Source organism: Mesorhizobium sp. M7A.F.Ca.AU.002.02.1.1 (assembly GCF_003998535.1).
GTDB classification, from domain to species: Bacteria; Pseudomonadota; Alphaproteobacteria; order Rhizobiales; family Rhizobiaceae; genus Mesorhizobium; species Mesorhizobium ciceri.
On sequence record NZ_RZPB01000003.1, the window covers coordinates 1 to 17,609 of the forward strand.

General features: G+C 65.2%; 18 protein-coding genes. All 18 read right to left on the bottom strand.

Annotated features, from left to right (window positions below; translation table 11 throughout):
• Window positions 1-136: 136 nt before the first annotated feature.
• The 18 genes from EN879_RS00360 to EN879_RS00445 all read right to left on the bottom strand — a co-directional run bounded on the left by EN879_RS00360 (window position 137) and on the right by EN879_RS00445 (window position 17,607).
• Window positions 137-925 carry an alpha/beta hydrolase gene (locus EN879_RS00360; RefSeq protein ID WP_063167508.1) on the bottom strand — a complete coding sequence of 263 codons (789 nt, stop codon included), beginning with the start codon at window positions 923-925 and terminating at the stop codon, window positions 137-139.
• Between the two features lie 12 nt (window positions 926-937).
• Complete coding sequence (locus tag EN879_RS00365; RefSeq protein WP_063167507.1) at window positions 938-1,954, bottom strand: alcohol dehydrogenase catalytic domain-containing protein; 1,017 nt, start codon at window positions 1,952-1,954, stop codon at window positions 938-940.
• A complete protein-coding gene (locus EN879_RS00370) occupies window positions 1,951-2,997 on the bottom strand; it encodes a branched-chain amino acid ABC transporter permease (protein ID WP_063167506.1) in 1,047 nt (348 codons plus the stop codon). The genes EN879_RS00365 and EN879_RS00370 overlap by 4 nt, the downstream gene beginning before the upstream one ends.
• Window positions 2,994-3,857: a branched-chain amino acid ABC transporter permease gene (locus EN879_RS00375; protein WP_013533085.1), complete on the bottom strand. Its 864-nt coding sequence runs from the start codon at window positions 3,855-3,857 to the stop codon at window positions 2,994-2,996. Before EN879_RS00375 ends, EN879_RS00370 begins: the two co-directional genes overlap by 4 nt.
• On the bottom strand, window positions 3,844-4,572 hold the full coding sequence (locus EN879_RS00380; protein ID WP_013533086.1) for an ABC transporter ATP-binding protein: 729 nt from the start codon (window positions 4,570-4,572) through the stop codon (window positions 3,844-3,846). Before EN879_RS00380 ends, EN879_RS00375 begins: the two co-directional genes overlap by 14 nt.
• Entirely contained in the window at window positions 4,569-5,297 is a 729-nt protein-coding gene (locus EN879_RS00385) for an ABC transporter ATP-binding protein (RefSeq protein WP_063167505.1), read from the bottom strand. Before EN879_RS00385 ends, EN879_RS00380 begins: the two co-directional genes overlap by 4 nt.
• Before the next feature lie 25 nt (window positions 5,298-5,322).
• Window positions 5,323-6,630 carry an ABC transporter substrate-binding protein gene (locus tag EN879_RS00390; RefSeq protein ID WP_063167504.1) on the bottom strand — a complete coding sequence of 436 codons (1,308 nt, stop codon included), beginning with the start codon at window positions 6,628-6,630 and terminating at the stop codon, window positions 5,323-5,325.
• A gap of 63 nt (window positions 6,631-6,693) precedes the next feature.
• Window positions 6,694-7,512, bottom strand: a complete 819-nt coding sequence (locus tag EN879_RS00395) for an SDR family NAD(P)-dependent oxidoreductase (RefSeq protein WP_013533089.1) — start codon at window positions 7,510-7,512, stop codon at window positions 6,694-6,696.
• Window positions 7,512-8,402 (bottom strand): intradiol ring-cleavage dioxygenase, encoded by an 891-nt coding sequence (locus EN879_RS00400; RefSeq protein ID WP_063167503.1) that lies wholly within the window; start codon window positions 8,400-8,402, stop codon window positions 7,512-7,514. Before EN879_RS00400 ends, EN879_RS00395 begins: the two co-directional genes overlap by 1 nt.
• A gap of 10 nt (window positions 8,403-8,412) precedes the next feature.
• A complete protein-coding gene (locus tag EN879_RS00405; RefSeq protein ID WP_063167502.1) occupies window positions 8,413-10,167 on the bottom strand; it encodes an FAD-dependent monooxygenase in 1,755 nt (584 codons plus the stop codon).
• The gene (locus tag EN879_RS00410; protein ID WP_063167501.1) at window positions 10,167-11,216 is read right to left on the bottom strand and encodes a branched-chain amino acid ABC transporter permease; all 1,050 of its coding nucleotides are present in this window, start codon (window positions 11,214-11,216) and stop codon (window positions 10,167-10,169) included. Before EN879_RS00410 ends, EN879_RS00405 begins: the two co-directional genes overlap by 1 nt.
• Window positions 11,217-11,224: 8 nt before the next feature.
• Window positions 11,225-12,088 (bottom strand): branched-chain amino acid ABC transporter permease, encoded by an 864-nt coding sequence (locus EN879_RS00415; protein ID WP_013533093.1) that lies wholly within the window; start codon window positions 12,086-12,088, stop codon window positions 11,225-11,227.
• Between the two features lie 67 nt (window positions 12,089-12,155).
• Complete coding sequence (locus tag EN879_RS00420; protein WP_063167500.1) at window positions 12,156-12,857, bottom strand: ABC transporter ATP-binding protein; 702 nt, start codon at window positions 12,855-12,857, stop codon at window positions 12,156-12,158.
• Window positions 12,857-13,573, bottom strand: a complete 717-nt coding sequence (locus EN879_RS00425) for an ABC transporter ATP-binding protein (protein ID WP_063170177.1) — start codon at window positions 13,571-13,573, stop codon at window positions 12,857-12,859. The genes EN879_RS00420 and EN879_RS00425 overlap by 1 nt, the downstream gene beginning before the upstream one ends.
• A 55-nt stretch (window positions 13,574-13,628) precedes the next feature.
• Window positions 13,629-14,903: an ABC transporter substrate-binding protein gene (locus EN879_RS00430; protein ID WP_063167499.1), complete on the bottom strand. Its 1,275-nt coding sequence runs from the start codon at window positions 14,901-14,903 to the stop codon at window positions 13,629-13,631.
• A gap of 27 nt (window positions 14,904-14,930) precedes the next feature.
• Window positions 14,931-15,992, bottom strand: coding sequence for a maleylacetate reductase (locus EN879_RS00435; RefSeq protein WP_063170176.1), 1,062 nt, complete (start codon window positions 15,990-15,992; stop codon window positions 14,931-14,933).
• A complete protein-coding gene (locus EN879_RS00440; RefSeq protein WP_013533098.1) occupies window positions 15,992-16,651 on the bottom strand; it encodes a dienelactone hydrolase family protein in 660 nt (219 codons plus the stop codon). Before EN879_RS00440 ends, EN879_RS00435 begins: the two co-directional genes overlap by 1 nt.
• Window positions 16,648-17,607, bottom strand: coding sequence for a VOC family protein (locus EN879_RS00445; protein WP_013533099.1), 960 nt, complete (start codon window positions 17,605-17,607; stop codon window positions 16,648-16,650). Before EN879_RS00445 ends, EN879_RS00440 begins: the two co-directional genes overlap by 4 nt.
• Between the last annotated feature and the right edge of the window lie 2 nt (window positions 17,608-17,609).

A 17,609-nucleotide genomic window follows, 5' to 3' on the forward strand; every position in this document is an offset into this window, starting at 1 on the left:
GCGGTGGCGTTGGCTTCCAGGGCCGGTCCGATCTCCGCGATCTTCCTGAGCAAGTCGCGATAGTCGGTGGTCGTCCCCCACGAGCTGTGCTTGATGGGTTTGTTCATCGTGTTCTCCTCCTCCTTTTCAAATGCGATCAGCCGGCGAAGAAATCGCCGATCTTCCTGAGCGTTTCGGGTTTCTCCTGCATGACGAAATGGCCGGCGTCCTCGACGAGGATCAGGCGTGCGTCGGGCAGCGCCTCGACGAAGAGCGGAGCCTGTCCCGCCGGCAGCATACGGTCCCTGGTGCCCCAGACGACCAGTGTCGGATTGGCGATGCGCGCCAGAAAGCGCCGCAGGTTCGGATGACCCATGCCGAACGGCGCCAGCAGCCGGCCGAGCGTCTCGCCTTCGCGGGCGCGATCGGCGCCGAAGGCCTCGGCAAAGGCGGCGTCGGAACCATCCGGGAAGTAGCGCAGCGCCACCGAGACGTCTTGCGCCAGATAGGCCGGCAACTCCTGCGGCGCGACCGCGCCGAGATCAGTGGCCGGATATGCGGGGTCGTTGAGCCCTGCCGGCGCGATCAGCACCACCTTGTCGAAACGCTCGCGCGCAAGGCCAGCGAGTTCGGTCGCCATCCAGCCGCCCATGGAAAAGCCGATGAGATGAGGCTTCTCCGGCAGACGGAGAACATCGAGCAGATTCAGATAGTGTAAAACCATGTCGGACATCGTAGCGACATGCGGCGCCGGGCCAGAAAAGCCGAAGCCCGGATGGCTCGGGCAGAGCACGCGGAAACGGTCCGCGAGGCCCTCGGCAAAGTCGAAGCCTTCAAGCGTCGAGGCGCCGTGCAGGAACAGCACGGGCTTGCCTCTACCGATGGCCATCACCACCGTTTTCGTGCCATCGATATCGTATTCGAGCGTTTCGAATTGAACGGCCATTTTTCACTCTCCTCAAACAAGGTCCGGCTGGATCAGCACTTTGCATTGCGTGGTGCGGCGGCGAAGGCTCTCGAATATCTGCGGAACCGGCGAGAGGTCGATCCGGTCGGTGACCAGAGTTTGCGGTGCGAAAGGTCCGCCTCGAAGCGCATCGAGGGCGACGCCGAATTCGTTGCGCTGATGGAAGAAGACCGAAAACAGCAGGTTCACTTCCTTCGTCAGCGCAACGAACGGGTCCCACTGGTCTCCACCAATGCAGAGGCCGACCCCGACCACCGTGCCCTGCAGCCGGACCGCCTCGACCGCCGCGCCGATGAGGCCACGCTTGCCAACGCATTCGAAGACGATGTCGGGCGCTCCGCCGCAGAGATCGGTGAGGTTCTCGCTCAGCTTTTCGCCGGAAAGCGCGAAGCCGGTCGCGCCGAGAGCAAGCGCACGCTCGCGCTGATGGCCGTGGATGTCGGCCACCACGACACGCGATGCCCCCATGCGCCGCGCCCAGAAGGCGACGAGCAGTCCGATCGGCCCGGCACCCAGTATGGCGACCCGATCCCCCGGCTTCATGCCCGAACGGACGATGCAATGCAGGGCGACCGACAGTGGCTCGGCCAACGCACCATCCTCGAGTGCTACATCGTCGGACAGGATGTGACATTGGCGTGCGGCCACGGTCGCGTATTGCGCATAGCCGCCGCCGATCAGCTCCATCTCGTGACAGCGCGCCGGATCGCCGCGCTCGCAGGCCTCGCAGTGTCCGCAACCGCGCATCGGCACGACAGCGACCCGGTCACCGATCCGAAGGCCCTTTGCCTCCGATCCGACCGCGACGATGTCACCGGAGAATTCATGGCCGAGCACAAAGCCTGCCTCGATGCCGAAAGGCACCGGATCCTCGGTGATGTGCAGATCGCTGCCGCAGATGCCGCAAGCGGCGACACGCAAGACGACCTCGTCCGGGGCTGGCGTCGGGTCCGGCACCGTGCCGATCCGCAGTGGGACGCCGACCTTATCGAAGATGGCGGCTTTCATGAAATCCTCCTCGTCAGCGGTTCGGGGTCGACGAGCTTGCGTCGGATCGGGAACCATGGTGCATCCCACCGCTTCGAGATCAGGCCCCAGATGCCCGTCCGGGCGTAGAGCGCCACCAGAAGCGTCATCAGGCCGAGGACGACGAAATAGGTTGCGCCATATTCGCCGAACCAGCGGTCCGCGATGAAGAAGATCAGCGATCCGATCAGAACGCCCTCGATGGACCCGATCCCGCCGACCATGACGATGAAGATCGCGACGTTCGCCCACATCGGATCAAAGGCCGAACCCGGGGTGATGCGCAGCTGCGCCATGAAATAGATCGCGCCCGCGAGGCCGCAGCCGACCGCTGACGCGACATAGATCAGGAAGCGTAGCTTCACGACATTCACGCCCTGGCTGGCAGCCGCAACCGGATTGTCGCGTATGGCGATCAGCGCAAGGCCGAAGCGCGAGCGAAGCAGCCAATAGCTGCCGCCCAGCGTGACGAGCAGCATCCCCGCGCAGAGCAGCGACATAGCGACATTCCGCTCGAAGGCCGAATAGTCCTTCATCACGCGAAGCGACATGCCCGCGCCGGAATTGACGAGCGGCAGGTTCGAGGCGGTCAGCCGGAAGACCTCGGCCACCACCCATGTGCCGATCGAAAAATAGGGGCCATCCAGGCGATGCAGCAGCAGGTAGATCGGCACGGCCAGCGCGGCCGGCACCAGGAGCGACAGGAAGACCGCCACAAACGGATTGATGCCGTAGGTCTGCGCCAGCACGAAAAGCGCATAGCCGGCGGCGCCCATGAAGGCGTGCTGGCCTACGGAGACGAGGCCGGCATAGCCGGCGAGCAGGTTCCACATCTGCGCGACGGCGATATAGCAGCACAGCACCAGAACCGACCGGATCGTGCCGGTCGAAGCCCACCACGGCATGACAGCGACAGCGATCATGGCCAGCACCGCCAGCGTCATCGCGATGCGACCGGACCGGGTCTGGCGCTGGACCACGACCTCGGGCACCTCGGTTGTTGCCACATAGGGAATCGCACTCATGACAATGCCTTTCCGAACAGGCCCTGTGGGCGGGTCGCCAGCACGACCAGGAAGACGATATGTCCGGCAAGCACGCCGAAGCCCGGATCGATGCGGAAGCCGATGGCCTGCGAGATGCCGAGCACCATCGAGCCGACGAAGGCGCCCCATACCGTCCCCATGCCGCCGATGATCACCGCTTCGAACGCGTAGATCAGCTGGGCAGGTCCGTCGGCCGGAGCAACAGTCGACCGCAGCGCCTGGAAGACGGCTGCAAAACCGAGAATGCCGACCGCCGCCGCTGTCGCCATCGCATAGACGGCGCGCGGGTTGATGCCGGTCATCGCCGCCGCCTCGACATCGGCCGACGCGGCGCGGAGCGCGCGACCGAAGCGCGTGCGCTTCAGCGTCAGGTCGAGGCCTCCTGTCAGGCCCGTGGCAACGGCCAGCACGATCAGCGGCAGGAGACCGACATAGATGCCGCCGATCTCGATGGACTGGCTCTCGATCCCATGGCCGGGCAGCGATCGGCTGTTCGCGGACCATATCTGGAGCATCAGGTTCTGCAGCGCGATCGACAGTCCGAAGGTCGCGATCAGCGAGGGCAGCGGATCGCTGCCCACCACGCGGTTCAGCACGGCCTTCTGCAGCACCCAGCCCATCAGCACCGCGAGCGGCACCAGCACGATCAGCACCGGCAGCGGTCCCAGACCCCAAGCCGTGGCGATCGAGATGCCGATCAGCGACAAAAGGATCACCAGATCGCCATGGCTGATGTTGACGATCCGCATGACGCCGAACATCAGCGCCATGCCGAGTGCATACTGGGCATACATGCCGCCCAGCAGGACCCCCTGCACCAAGGCGTCAAACCACTCCATGGCCCGCTCCAAAATAGGCTTTGCCGATCTGCTCGCGCGTGATTTCGGCGGACCTGCCGGTCAGGGTCACGCGGCCCTCCAGCATGCAGTAGAGGCGGTCCGTGGCGGTCCGGGCGAGGCCGACATCCTGCTCGACCACGATCATCGCCGTGCCGGTGGCGCGGATTTCGGGCAAGGCGGCATAGATTTCGCGGATCACCTTGGGCGCGAGACCAAGGCTGATCTCATCGCAGAGCAGCACGCGCGGCTGGCAGAGCAGCGCGCGGCCGATCGCCACCATCTGCTGCTGCCCGCCCGAGAGGCTTTGCACCTGGGTGCGAGCCTTCTCCTTGAGGATCGGGAACAGCTGGTGCAGACGCGGCAGCGTCCATCCGCCCTTGGCGCCCATGCGCGCGGCCTGGTCGATGGCGACGCGCAGATTGTCCTCGACCGACATGCCGGTGAAGAGGCGGCGGCCCTCCGGCACGATGGCGACGCCCTTCTGCACCATGCGGTCGGTGGCGGTGCCGCCGACCGGCTCACCGTGCAGCAGCACCATCTCGCGCCCGACCGGAAGCAGGCCCATGATCGAACGCAGGAGGGTGGATTTTCCGGCCCCGTTGGCGCCGATCAAGGCCACGGCCTCACCCTGGTGCAGCTCGATGTCGACGCCGTAGAGCGCCTGGAAGTCGCCATAGCGGGCCAACAGCCCGTGGGTGGAAAGAACGGCCGTCATCCCTCGATCCCCATGTAGACGCGCTGGACCTCAGGCAGCGCGATCACGTCGGCGGGCACGCCTTCCGCGATCTTCTCGCCGAAATTCAGAACCAAGAGCCGGTCGGCTACCGCCAGCAATGCGTGCAGCACATGCTCGATCCACACGATGGTGATGCCGCGGTCGCGGATGCGGCGCACCAGCGCCACCAGCGCCTTCGATTCATCGTCGGTCAGCCCGCCCGCGATCTCGTCCAGCAGCAGCAGCTTCGGATCCGACGCCAGCGCGCGCGCCAGCTCCAGCCGCTTGCGGTCGAGCAGAGTGAGAGCGCCGGCCGAGACATTGGCCTTGTCGGAGAGTTCGCACTCGCGCAGGACCTGGGCGCAGAAAGCATAGCTCTGCTTCTCGGACCGGCCGCCGCCGAAAGCGGCGGCGACCAGCAGGTTTTCGAAGGTGGTCATGCCGGAATAGGGACGCGGGATCTGATAGGTCCGCCCGATCCCCATCTGGCAGCGCCGGAAGGGCGGCTCGCCGCGGAGTGCGGTGTCGCCGAGCTGGATCTCGCCGCCGGACGTCTTCAAGTCGCCGCTGATCATGTTGAACAGCGTCGTTTTGCCCGCCCCATTCGGGCCGAGGATGCCCAGCACCTCGCCCCGATGCACGTCGAAAGTCACGTCATGCAGGACGCGGACAGCGCCGAAGGACTTCGACACCCCGTGCGCTTTCAGCAGGATTTCCCTACCCATGACTCTGCCCGCGTCCCCGCTCATGTCACCAGGCGATCGGCTGAATAGCCTGTTGCGGCGCGAAGAGCTGATTGACCGTGTTGTCGACGATCTTCAGGTCATAAGGCCATTTCTCGCCCTTCACCCACTGGCCGCCGAAGATCGGCGTCTTGCAGATGTTCTTGTGGGGCGAGCCGTCGAACTTGATATGACCGACCAGCGTCTGCAGATCGGTAGCGACCAGGGCGTCTCGGTTGGCTGTGCGATCGAGCGGATTGGAAGAGCGCTTCAGGATGTCGAGCGCGACCTCGAGCAAGGCATGCGAATAGCCCAGCGGCTGCGTCCACTGCCGCTTCGAATCGACTTCCCATTGGCTGGCGATGTCGCTGCTGACCTGCCCGGTCAGCGACGACTTGAACGGGAACGCCGGTGTCCACCAGACCTCCGAGGACATGCCGTTGCCTAGAGGACCCATGGCCTCGACACCCCCCGGGAACAGGAGTGCCGCCGCCACCGTGACCGCCTTCGGCTTGAAGCCCTGCTGGTTGCACTGGGTGACGAAGGTCTTCAGATCGTCCGGATAGGTAATGCCGCCGATGATCTCGCAGCCCTGCTTCTTGAACTCGGCGATCTGTGCGGAAAAATCATTGGTGCGGGGCTGGAAATAGCCGGGCACCACGACCTCGTAGCCGGCCTTGCGGGTCGGCGCTGGCAAGCCATATTCGTCGTTGCCCCAGGTCTCGCCGTCGATGTTCTGCGGAAACAGCATGCCGACCTTCTTGTTGGTCTCCAGATGGCTCCAGAGTCCGACGAAGGTGTTCAGCGCCTCGTCGAGGCCCCAGAAGAAATGATAGGTCCAGCCGAAGGTCTGCTTGCCGCCGCCGCGCGGCATGATCACCGCTTGCCAGGGAGCACCGGAGGAAATGCAGGGGGTCTCATAAAGCTCGGCCTGCTCGGCCGCGGGCAGGATCGTGTCGGTGGTCGAGGCCGGTACGAGCAGATGCACCTCGTCGTTCAGGATGAGGTTGCCGGCGATTTCCGATGCCTTGTTCGGATTGGACTGGCTGTCGCGATCGAGGATCTCGATCTCGTAAGTATTGCCGTCGGCACATTGCAGCTGGCCGCCGAGCAGGGCGCGGATTTTCTGCAAGGTGTAGCCATCCGTTTCACCAAACAGGGCGAGCGGCCCGGTCGTGGGGCTGAGATAGCCGAGCTTGATCTTCCCCGCCGTCGCGGCGCGCAGATAGGTCGGCATGCCCAGCGTGCTGGCGGCAACGCCGGCTCCAATCCCCTTCAGGACGCTTCGGCGGCTGGGCCGCAAGCCCGATTTCACCAGTTTGTTGTAGTAGGTCATTGTCGGTTCCTCCCTGGGTTAAGTTTCTCCGGCCCACGGGACCGGTCTCAGTTCAAAGCTTGTTCAGGTCATCCTCAGCAGCGAGCCGCCATCGATGACGATCAGCGAGCCCGTCACGTAGGACGCGGCCGGCGACGCCAGATAGAGCGCCAGGCCCTTGATCTCTTCAGGGTCACCGATCCGGCCGATGAGCGACTGGGCCTCGAAGGCCTTGCGGTCCGCCGGATTGCGCAGCCGGCCGCCGGCGATGTTGGTGATGAACGGCCCGGGCAGGATTGCGTTGATGCGGATGTTGTAGGCGCCGAGCTCCATCGCCATGTGGCGAACGAGATGGTTCACCGCGGCCTTGGCGGGCATGTAGGGTGTACCCACGATGCTCTCGTTGATCAGCGAGGCGATGGACGACGTGACGATGATCTGGCCGCCGCCATTCGGCTTCATGTGCCGCACGGCATGCTTGATCGTGGTGTAGACCGAGGTCAGGTTTATCTCGATCACCTTGTCCCAGTGCTCGTCGGGCAGGTTCTCGATGGCGCCCTCGGGGTTCCTTTCGCCCGTCGGGGTGTTGAAGCCCGGCCCGGCGTCGATCCCGGCATTGGCGAACACGACGTCGATCGAGCCGGCCTTCTCGGCCACCTTGTCGAAGGCGGCCGCCATGGCCGCACGGTCGCCGACATCGACGACCTGGCCCCAGACATCGCCACCCGCCGCCCTGATCGCCGCCACGGTCTTCTCCAGCCCGGCAGGGTTCAGGTCGAAGATGCAGACCTTCGCCCCGTGCTCGGCCATGATCTCGGAATAGGCCTGCCCGATGCCGCTGGCGCCGCCGGTGACGATCACCGACTTGCCTCTGACATCGAACATCTTCTCAAGTGCGGCCATCAGTTTCCTCCCTTGCGCGACAGCACGAAATCGAACTCCACGTCGTAGAACGGCGCCGCGACCTCGACCCTGGCCGCGGCTTCGGCGTCCTCGACCTTGCGGAATTCGGCGAGCAGGCTTTTCTTCACGCCGAAGACGGCATCTGAATCGATGTACGGATCGTCCGGATCGAAGATGTGCGTGGTCAGCGCGTCGAAGCCCTCGGCCTCGACGATGTAGTGGAGATGCGCCGGACGATTGGGGTGGCGGCCTAGCGCGCCCAGCAGCCTGCCGACCGGACCGTCATCCGGGATCGGGTAGTATTTGGGCTTCACGCCGCGGAACCAGTAACGTCCGTCCGCACCGGTGCGGAACACCCCGCGCAGATTGAAGTCGGGCTGGATGCCCTTCTGCTGCACGTCGTAGAAACCCTCGTCATTGGCCTGCCAGACGTCGATCTTGGCGCCTGCGATCGGGTTACCCTCGGTATTGAGGATGCGGCCATGCACGAACATCGGCTCGCCCTTCTGGTCGAGGCAGATGTTCGATCCCATTGGCAATTCGGGCGCGTCGGCGACGTGGAAAGGCCCCAGCACCGTGGATTCCGAGGCACCCGACGGCTTGCGGTTGTTGATCGCATCGACCAGCATCGAGACGCCGAGAACATCCGACAGCAGGATGTACTCCTGCCGCCATTCGTTGCAGATCTGGCCCGTCTGCGTCAGGAACATGATCGCGCCGAACCATTCCTCCTGCGTCGGCTCGATCTCCTTCACCGCCTCGTGCAGCTTTCGGGTGATGACCTCCATCACCTCTTTGAGCCGCTCGTCTTTGGCGTTCCTGTTGCGCGCCACGACGACCTCGGCCGAGTTCGCCTCGGTGAAATAGCCGGATTCGTGTTCGTCAATCATGCGATCCTCCTCAGCGCGCCAGAACGGATTTGAAGACCCGGCGCAGTTCGGCCGCCGGATCGGCCGCGAGCGTTTCGGAACGCCAGGCGACGTGGTGGTCGGGACGGACGATCAGGCAGCCGGTGTCGCGGATCTCCCGCGCGCCGGCCCAGTCGCCGGCATGATCCTCGATCGTGCGGCGCGGGCCGATCACATGGCTGCGGATCGGCAGACCGAGCTCCGCGCCCACCGTCTCCGCCGCGGCGACCCACGCCTCGCCGCCAATACCGGTCAAAAGCGTGAACTCGCCATGCCCGCAAAGATCGAGCGTCGAGACCTTCCTGCCCGAGCGCTCGAACACCCAGACATGCGGCAAGCGCGCGCCCGGCCACGTCGTTGGCGCATAGTGCAGCTCGCGATCCTTCTCGAATGCCGGCTCGCGCTGGCCGTCGGTCACCACCGCGCCGGACGCATAGCGCTGGTTCATCTCGACGCCATGGGCGTCGAACTCGTACTTCTTGAAGGCGATAGCCTTGCGGAGCGCCTCGCGCTGCGCTTCGGCCGCGGGCGTCGCGTCGGCGCGGGCCTCCATGTTCCTCTGGATCTTGTCGTGATCGACGCCGCCATCCATGCCGAGCGCCTCGAAGATCGGTCCGAATTCGGCAATGGACTGGTTCGCCCGCGTCACGATCTGGCGCGCGATCGGTGCGCGCTCGGCAGAGTAGCTATCCAGAAGCCCGATGCCCGCCTGCCCCTTGACGACCTTGGCAAGCTTCCAGGCGAGATTGAACCCATCCTGGATCGATGTGTTCGAGCCGAGCCCGTTCGAGGGCGGATGCCGGTGCGCGGCGTCGCCCATGATGAACACCCGCCCCTTCTGCATGTGCGTGGCGAAGCAGTTGTTCACCGTCCAGGTGTTGGCGCCCAGGAGCTCGATCTCGAGCGCGGAATCTCCGACCAATTGACGCGCGACCTCGGTGGCCAGTTCCGGCGTTACCTCCGGCGGCGGCTGGTTGATGTCGTAGCCCCAGACGATCAGCCACTCATCCCACGGCCGCACCATGCGAACCAGACCCATGCCGATGCCGCCGACGTCGGCGCCGGGCTGCATGACCCAGTAGAGGACGCTCGGCCGGTGCGCGACGTATTTCGACAGATCGGCCCTGAACAGGATGTTCATCGAGCCGCCGACGCCCATCTTACCGTCGAGCGGCAGGCCCAGATGCTCGGCCACCAGCGAGTTGCCGCCGTCGGCGCCGACGAGGAACTTCGACCGCACGGTGAAATCCTTACCCGACAGCCGATCGCGGCAGGTCGTGGTCACGCCGTCCGCATCCTGGACATGGCTGACATATTCCGTGCTCATGCGTGCCTGCGTCCCGCGGGTGCAGGCCGACTTGAACAGGATCGGCTCCATGAAGGTCTGGGGCAAATCGTTCATGAAACAGGGAGACGACAGCAGATGTTCGGCCTTGGAGAGCGGCGCTGTACCCCAGCTCTTCATGCGGCCGATCTCCTCGCCGGCCAGGCTTTCGCAGAACACGTTCTCGCCCATCAGTTCCTGCGGCGAGGCGTGCATCATGGCCTCTGCCTCGACATCCGGACCGAGGTCGCGCAGCACTTCCATGGTGCGCTGGTTGGTGATGTGGGCACGCGGCGTGTTCGACAACCAGCGATAGCGATTGACGATCATGTTGGCCACGCCGTAGCTCGACAGCAGCGCGGCGGTGGCCGAGCCGGCCGGGCCAGTGCCGACGATCAGCACGTCGGTTTCGATATCCGCCATCAAATTCCTCCCTCGATCTTCGGACCGGTCAGCCTGCGGCGGACCGGAAACAGGTGCAGGCCATTGCGGGACGCGATCAGGCCCCAGAGCCCCTTTGGCGCAAAAAGCATCACGACAACGGCGATGAGGCCGAGCGTCATCAAGTACCAACTGCCGTAGTCGGCCAGCGCCGAGCGCAGCGCAAAGAAGACCAGCACACCGAGGATCGGCCCCTCGATGGTGCCGATGCCGCCGATGACGACAATAAAGATGACGTTGGCGGTCCAGTCGGTGACGGCAAAGGCCGCGCTCGGCGAGATGCGGGCCGTCTGCAGGAAAATCAGCGCGCCGGTCAGCCCGGTGGCAGCCGCGGCGATCAGAAAGACCGCCCATCTGAGCCGGGCGGTATCGACGCCCACCGATTGCGCCGCGTCGACATTGTCGCGCACGGCCGCCAGCGCCAGCCCGAGGCGGCTGCGCAGCAGCCAGTAGATGCCGCCCGTCACGGCCACGACCAGCGCCAAAGCCAGCCAGTAGGCCATGACATCGCGTGCCGCGGCCTCGCGGACGCCGAACAGCGCCCGGACCGCATCGGTGCCCAGGATGCTGCTCGTCGCCTCGCGCGGCAGCGACGTGCCGGTGCCGCCGCCAAGTGCCTTCCACTGCGCAACCAGCAGGCGCGTCACTTCGGCGATCACCCAGGTGCCGATGGCGAAATACGCGCCCTGCAAGCGGAACGCGAAAAAGGCCGTCGGAACCGCCAGCACCAGTGCCGCAAGGGCGCCCAGCGGGATCGCCAGGACCGGATTCCAGCCGAGCAGGATCACGCCGGCGAACATCGCGTAGGCGCCGATGCCGACGAAAGCCTGCTGGCCCACCGAGACCAGGCCGCCATAGCCCGCCAGCAGGTTCCAGATCTGCGCCAGCGTCAGCATGGTGAGGATGAAGAACAGATCCTGTATGACACCACGCGAGGCCACGGCAGGCAGCGCGAGCGCGGCGACGAGGAAGATCGGCACGATGATCGCGGTCACGGTTCCGGCGCGGGTGCGGGTTGTCAGTCGATACATGCCGGCCCTCAATCCACTGCGCGCGGAAAAAGCCCGCGCGGCCTGAGCAGCATCACGGCCAGGAAGGCGATGTGGCCGGCCAGGATCTGCCATTCCGGATTGAGCGCGGCGCCAAACGTTTGCGCCACCCCGATGATGATCCCGCCGGCAAGCGTCCCCCACAGGCTGCCGAGGCCGCCGATGATCACCGCCTCGAAGGCATAGATCAGCCGCGCCGGTCCGATCGAAGGATCGAAGTTCGCGCGCATGCCGAGATAGAGCGCCGCCAGCGTCACCACGACCATGGCGATCCCGGTGGCGATCGCGAAAATCCGCTTCGGCTCTATCCCCATCAGCCCCGCCGTCACGGCGTCGTCCGAGGTGGCGCGGAAGGCACGGCCGAGGGCGGTGTGGTAAAAGAGCGCGTTGAGCGCAATGATCGTCACGATCGCCGAGGCAAAGGTCATCAACGGCATGATCCCAACCGTGACCAGCCCTAGATCGAGCGATGCCCCTTCCAACGCGCCCACCGGAATGCGGCGGCTGTCGGCGGAGAAGGCCTCGAGCAGGCCGTTCTGCAAGGCGACCGACAGGCCGAACGTGACCAGAAGCGGCGGCAGGATGTCCTTGCCCAGCACGCGGTTCAGGACGGCGGCCTGCAGCAGCCAGCCGAGCCCGAACATCACGGGCATGGCAATCAGGGCAGCGATCCAGGGCGACAAGCCGAGCAGCGTGACGCCCATCAAAACCAGATAAGCGGCAAGAATGATGAGGTCGCCATGGGCTAGGTTCACCAGCCGCATGATGCCGAAGACGAGGCTCAACCCTGCTGCAAACAGGGCATAGAGCCCGCCCAGCAGAATCCCTTGCACGAGGGTGTCCAGCCAGATCATCGCCGCGCCACCTCGATCAGGCCACAAGGGTGCTGTGCGAGCAGACGACCGAGCCTTGGTTCCCGCGTCATGCCGCCACTCCGAAATAGGCAGAGTGGATATCTTCGCGCGTGACCTCGGCCGCCCTGGCGGCCAGCGTGGCGCGACCCTCCATCATGCAGTAGACGCGGTCGGCCACTGCCAGCGCCTTGCCGATATCCTGCTCCACCAGCACGATCGCGGCGCCGCCTTGGCGGATCCTGGGAAGTGCTGCGTAGATATCGCGGATGACGACGGGCGCGAGGCCGAGGCTGATCTCGTCGCAAAGCAGCAATTCGGGGTTCGACATCAGCGCCCGGCCGATCGCCACCATCTGCTGCTGGCCACCCGAGAGCGCGGTACCGGGGCTCTTGCGCCGCTCGCCCAGGATCGGGAAAAGGTCATAGACCGCGTCGAGGCTCCACGGCCCCTGCACCTTACGCGCCTGCCCGCCGACCAGCAGATTTTCCTCGACGGTGAGCGAAGGGAACAGCCGGCGCCCCTCCGGCACCATGGCGATGCCGCGCTTCATGATCTCGGCCGAAGACAGCGCGCCGATCGGCTCGCCCCTGTGCAGCACCATGCCGGGCGCGTTGCCGATCACGCCGGTGATCGAGCGCATCAGCGTGGATTTGCCGGCGCCGTTGGCGCCGATGATCGCCACGCATTCGCCCGCGGCCACGGTGATATCCACACCGAACAGTGCCCGGAACTGGCCGTAATTCGCGGTGAGGCCGCGCGTTTCCAGCATCAGACCTCGAGCCCCAGATAGATTTCGCGAACCGCCTTCGAGGCCATGATCTCATCAGGCGCGCCGATCCCGATCACGCGCCCGAAATCCAGCACGAGGAGCCGCTCGACCACCGAATTCAGGGCATGCAGCACATGCTCGATCCAGATGATGGTGGTCCCCCTCGCGTGGATGGCTCTGATCGTCGCGACCAGGGCCTTGCATTCGCCCTCCGTCAGACCGCCCGCGATCTCGTCCAGAAGCAGAAGTTCGGGGCCTGTCGCCAAGGCGCGGGCGAGTTCCAGGCGCTTGCGGTCGAGAAGGCTCAACGAGCCGGCCACGAAATTGGCTTTCCTGAGGAGCTCCGTCGCCTCGAGGATACCAGCGCAATCCTCGACCATCTCGGCCTCGCGTCCGCCGCGGCCGAAGGCGGCGGCGGTCAAGAGATTCTCGAACACGGTCAGCCCCTCGAAAGGCTGCGGAATCTGGAAGCTGCGGCCGACGCCCATGCGCACCCGCTCCATGGCCGGAGCGCGGGTCACGTCGCGGCCGAGGAATTCGATGCGGCCCTCATTTGCAAACAAGTTTCCGGTGATCAGGTTGAAGAGCGTCGATTTTCCCGCGCCGTTCGGGCCTATAATGCCCAGCGCTTCGCCGCGCGGCACGCTGACGGTCACGGAATCCGCAACCTTCAGGGCGCCGAAGGACTTCGAAACGTTTTCCAGCCTGAGTATCATCACAGTCATCCTTGGGTCGCGCCGAACGAGGGCGGCGCAGCCGCCCCCGGCAGCGTCAGGCCAGGGCTTCCATCTTGCCAGCGGTGGGAATCTCGGTAGCGCCGGCGTTCTCGACGGTCACCAGATCGAAGCCGCCACCGGCCTTCTTCCGCCACTGGCCGCCAACGAGCGGCGTCTTGCAGACGTTCTTCGCGGCGAAAGGCGGCAGTCCCGCACCGCTCCATGCCACTTTCCCCACCACCGTCGTCATGTCGGTGGCGGCTATGGCCGCCGCGATCGCCTCGGCATTGGTCGGATCCGAAACGCGCCCCATGACATTGGCCGCCACCTCGAACAGCGAATGGACAAAACCGATCGGCTGCGTCCAGGGGCGCCCGGTCTTGGCGGTGAAATCCGCCGCGATTTCCGCCGAGCTCTCGCCCGTCACGGACGATTTGAACGGATGCGAGGCCGACCACCAGACCTCGGATGAGAGGTTGTGGCCAGCATCGCCCAGCGTCTCGACCGATTGCGGAAAGAGGATCGCTTTGGCCACCGTTATCGCCTTGGGCTTGAAGCCCTGCTGGCGGGCCTGGTTCCAGAAGGTGGTGAAGTCCGGCGGAATGACCACACCGGTGACGATCTCGGCATTGGCCGCCTTGAAGGCGTTGACCTGCGCGGTGAAATCGTCCGACAGGTTCTGATAGCGGCCGGGATCGGCAAGGCTGAAACCGGCGGCATCGAGGCCCGGCTTCAAGCCGTTCTTCGGATCACCCCAGGCATTGCCGTCGGCATCGTTGGGGAACAGCCCTCCCACCTTGCCGTTGGTGGAAAGCTGCTTCCACATGCCGGTGTAGACGGCGATGATGTCCTCGAGACCCCAGAAATAGTGATAGGCGAAGTTGAAAGGCTTCCACGAGGACGGATCGGCCGGATTGCCCTGCTGGCCGATGAACCAGGGCTGCCACGGCGCCATCGTCGAGATCACCGGCACGCCCTCCGCCTCGCAGGTGGTGGCCACCGGATTGGTGTTCTCGGGCGTCGAGCCGACGAGCATCAGGTTGATCTCGTCATCGACGATCAGGCTCTTGGCTACCTCGGCCGCGCGGTTGGGGTTCGACTGGCTGTCCTTGACGATGACCTCGAAGTTCTTGCCCGCCTCGGAAGCGAGGAAGGCCTTGATGTTGTAGGCGTCGCTTTCCGCGAAGCCGGCGAGCGGCCCCGTCTGCGGCGAAACATAGCCCAGGCGGATCTTGGCGCCTTGCGCGATGGCCGGCGTCGCCAGGCGCGAACCGGCGAGCGCCAGGCCTGTCGCCGCCGAGGCTTTCAGTAGGCTGCGTCTTGTGATCATGTTTGGTTCCTCCCTCTTGTTTTGTTCTCAGTCCCCCGGACGGCGTCCCTCCCACGCCGCCTGAAGGAGTTCCCTTATCGATCCCGGATCAATCGGCCTTGGATTCGCATAGGCATTCTTCACCGCGATTGCCGCCGCGCGGTCGAGATCGGCCTCCTCGATGCCGATCGCCTTCAGGCTCAGCGGAGAGCCGACCGACTGTGCGAAATCCCAGAGCCCGCCGCCCGCCGAACCACCACCGAATGCCTCAGCGATCGGGCGCAGCAGATCGGGCACCGCCGCTTCGTTGAAGGCGGTCGTGTAGGGCAGCAGGATGGCGTGGGTTTCGGCGTGCGGCGTGTCGAACGAGCCGCCGAAGACGTGAGCCAGCTTGTGATGCAGCGCCATCGAGACATAGCCGAGTGCGGTCGAGCAGCACCACGCCGCATAGAGCGCCTGCGTCCGCGCCGCGCGATCCTGCGGATTGCCGATCAACCTTGGAATGCCTTCCCGAAAGGCAACCATGGCATCCCTGCACATCAGCACGATGACCGGATTGCGATCGGGGGCATACAAGGCTTCCATCGCATGAGCGATCGCGTTCATCGCCGAGGTTACGGTGAGATTTACCGGCAAGCTCAGTGTCAGATCGACGTCGTAGATCACCGTCTCTGGGCGAATGTCCGGCGAGCGGCGGGTGGTCTTCTCGCCGGCTGCCGTCTCGCCGAGTATGTCGGTCATTTCCGAGCCGGCATAGGTGGTGGGAATGACCACCTGGTCGGCGCCCGTGCGCACGGCAATGGCCTTGCCGAGCCCAGTGGTCGAGCCGCCGCCGAGGCTGACGACCGCCGAAGCGCCACTGCCGCGGAAGGTATCGATGGCCTTTTCCGTGACCTCGACAGGGGTATGCATGACCGCGCCGGCAAAGATCCCGGCGGCGAGGCCACCAAGGCTTGCGGCCAGCCTTTCCGCATCGCCCTTCTGATGCGGCGTCGAAAGCACCATCACCTTTTCATGGCCGAGCCGCCGGACTTCCTCCTCGACGCGAGCCATGGTGCCGGCACCGAAGACCACCCGTGTCGTCAGGCCCGGAAAGGTGAAGCTGTCCATCATCGCGCCGCCTCCATGCGCGGGCCACGCCCGGCCGCGAGGTCGTCGAGGATAGTGCCCAGCATGGCAATCTCGGCGTCCGAGACCTCATGGCCGCGGCCCGGGAACAGATCGGCCCGCAGGCTCGCGCCAATCCGGCCCAGCGATTGCGCGGCATCGGCAAACGCCGAGACCGGTATCCACGGATCGGCATCACCACCGGAAAGATAAATCGGCATTCCGGCCGGCGCCGCCTCGGATCTTTCGTCCGCCGGAACGCCGACACGGCAGCCCGTGAAGGCCGCCAAAGCGTCCGGCGGCGGCAGCCCCGCACAGAGATATTCGATCGAGAGACACGCCCCTTGCGAGAAGCCCGCGAGAAGCAGCGGCAGTCCGGGCAGTTCGGCACGCGCCGCAACCATTGCGGCCGCAAGGTGGTCGAGCGCGTCAGAGAGCTGCGCGCGGGCGACCGACGTCAACGGGTCGACGGCACGCGCCTCCCACCACATGCCGTGCGGCGCGCGCGGCAGGATGAAGGCCACGGCCGACGCGGAAAGCCGCGACAGCACATGGGACTGCATCTCTTCGGGCGATTGGCCGCGGCCGTGGACGAAGACGCAAATCGCCTTAGCCTCCGGGCCTCTTGGCCCAAGCCGGAGCGGACCGCTGCCTGAACTCACGCGAAATCCGCCTGTTCCAGGCCGGCCTGCAATTCGCTCTCGCGGTCCTTGAACCAAGGCGGGAAGACCAGCGTCTTGCCGATCTGGCCCGGAGGCTCGTCCTTGGCCCAGCCTTCCGGCGTGGTCCAGGCAATTTCGAACAGCGCGCCGCCGGGCGAGCGGACATAACAGGACTTGAAGTAGTTGCGGTCCTTCTGCTCCGATATGTCCGTGAAGCCGAGGCCCTCGATATGAGCGCGCAGCTTCAACTGGTTCTCTTCGTCGCCGGTGTTGAGGGCGAGGTGGTGGATCGTGCCTCCCGCCAGAGTCCAGGTGCCCTGCGGGCTGTCGCGGTCGACAATGACCTCCACGCGCTGTGCGACGCCGGCCGCATCCGGCACGCGGAACACGAGCCCCTCGTGGTCGTCGGCCTCTTTCTCCATCGGCAATGCGATGGTCAGGAAGTCGTCCATGGCGGTGCGGTCCATCACCGCCACCACGGCGCCGTAGATTCCCTTGATGCCGTGGGCCTTGCCGATGCCCTGCGCCTCGTTGGTGATGGGCGCGCGGGGATCCCTGTCGCTTTCCACCAGCTCATGCGGGATGCCGCAGGGATGTGCGAAAGCCGCACGGTCGGCGCCAAAACGGGTGATCTTGATGGCCTCGATGCCGCGCGCATTCAACCGGTCGACCCAGAAATCCGCGGCGCCCCTGGGGATCGACTGCATGATGGTGCGCGACTGATTGGACCCGCGGCGGCCATAGACGCCCGGCTTGCGGAACGGGAAGGTGGTGATGATCGTCGACGCATCGCCATTGGGCGAGCCGTAATAGAGGTGGTAGACCGGGATGACGCCGTCGAACAAGACGGTGCGCTTCACCGAATGCAGGCCGAGCGCCTTGGTATAGAAATCAAAATCTTCCTGAGCGCTGTCGGTCGAGAGCGTCAAATGGTGGTAGCCGCTGATACGTGCCATCG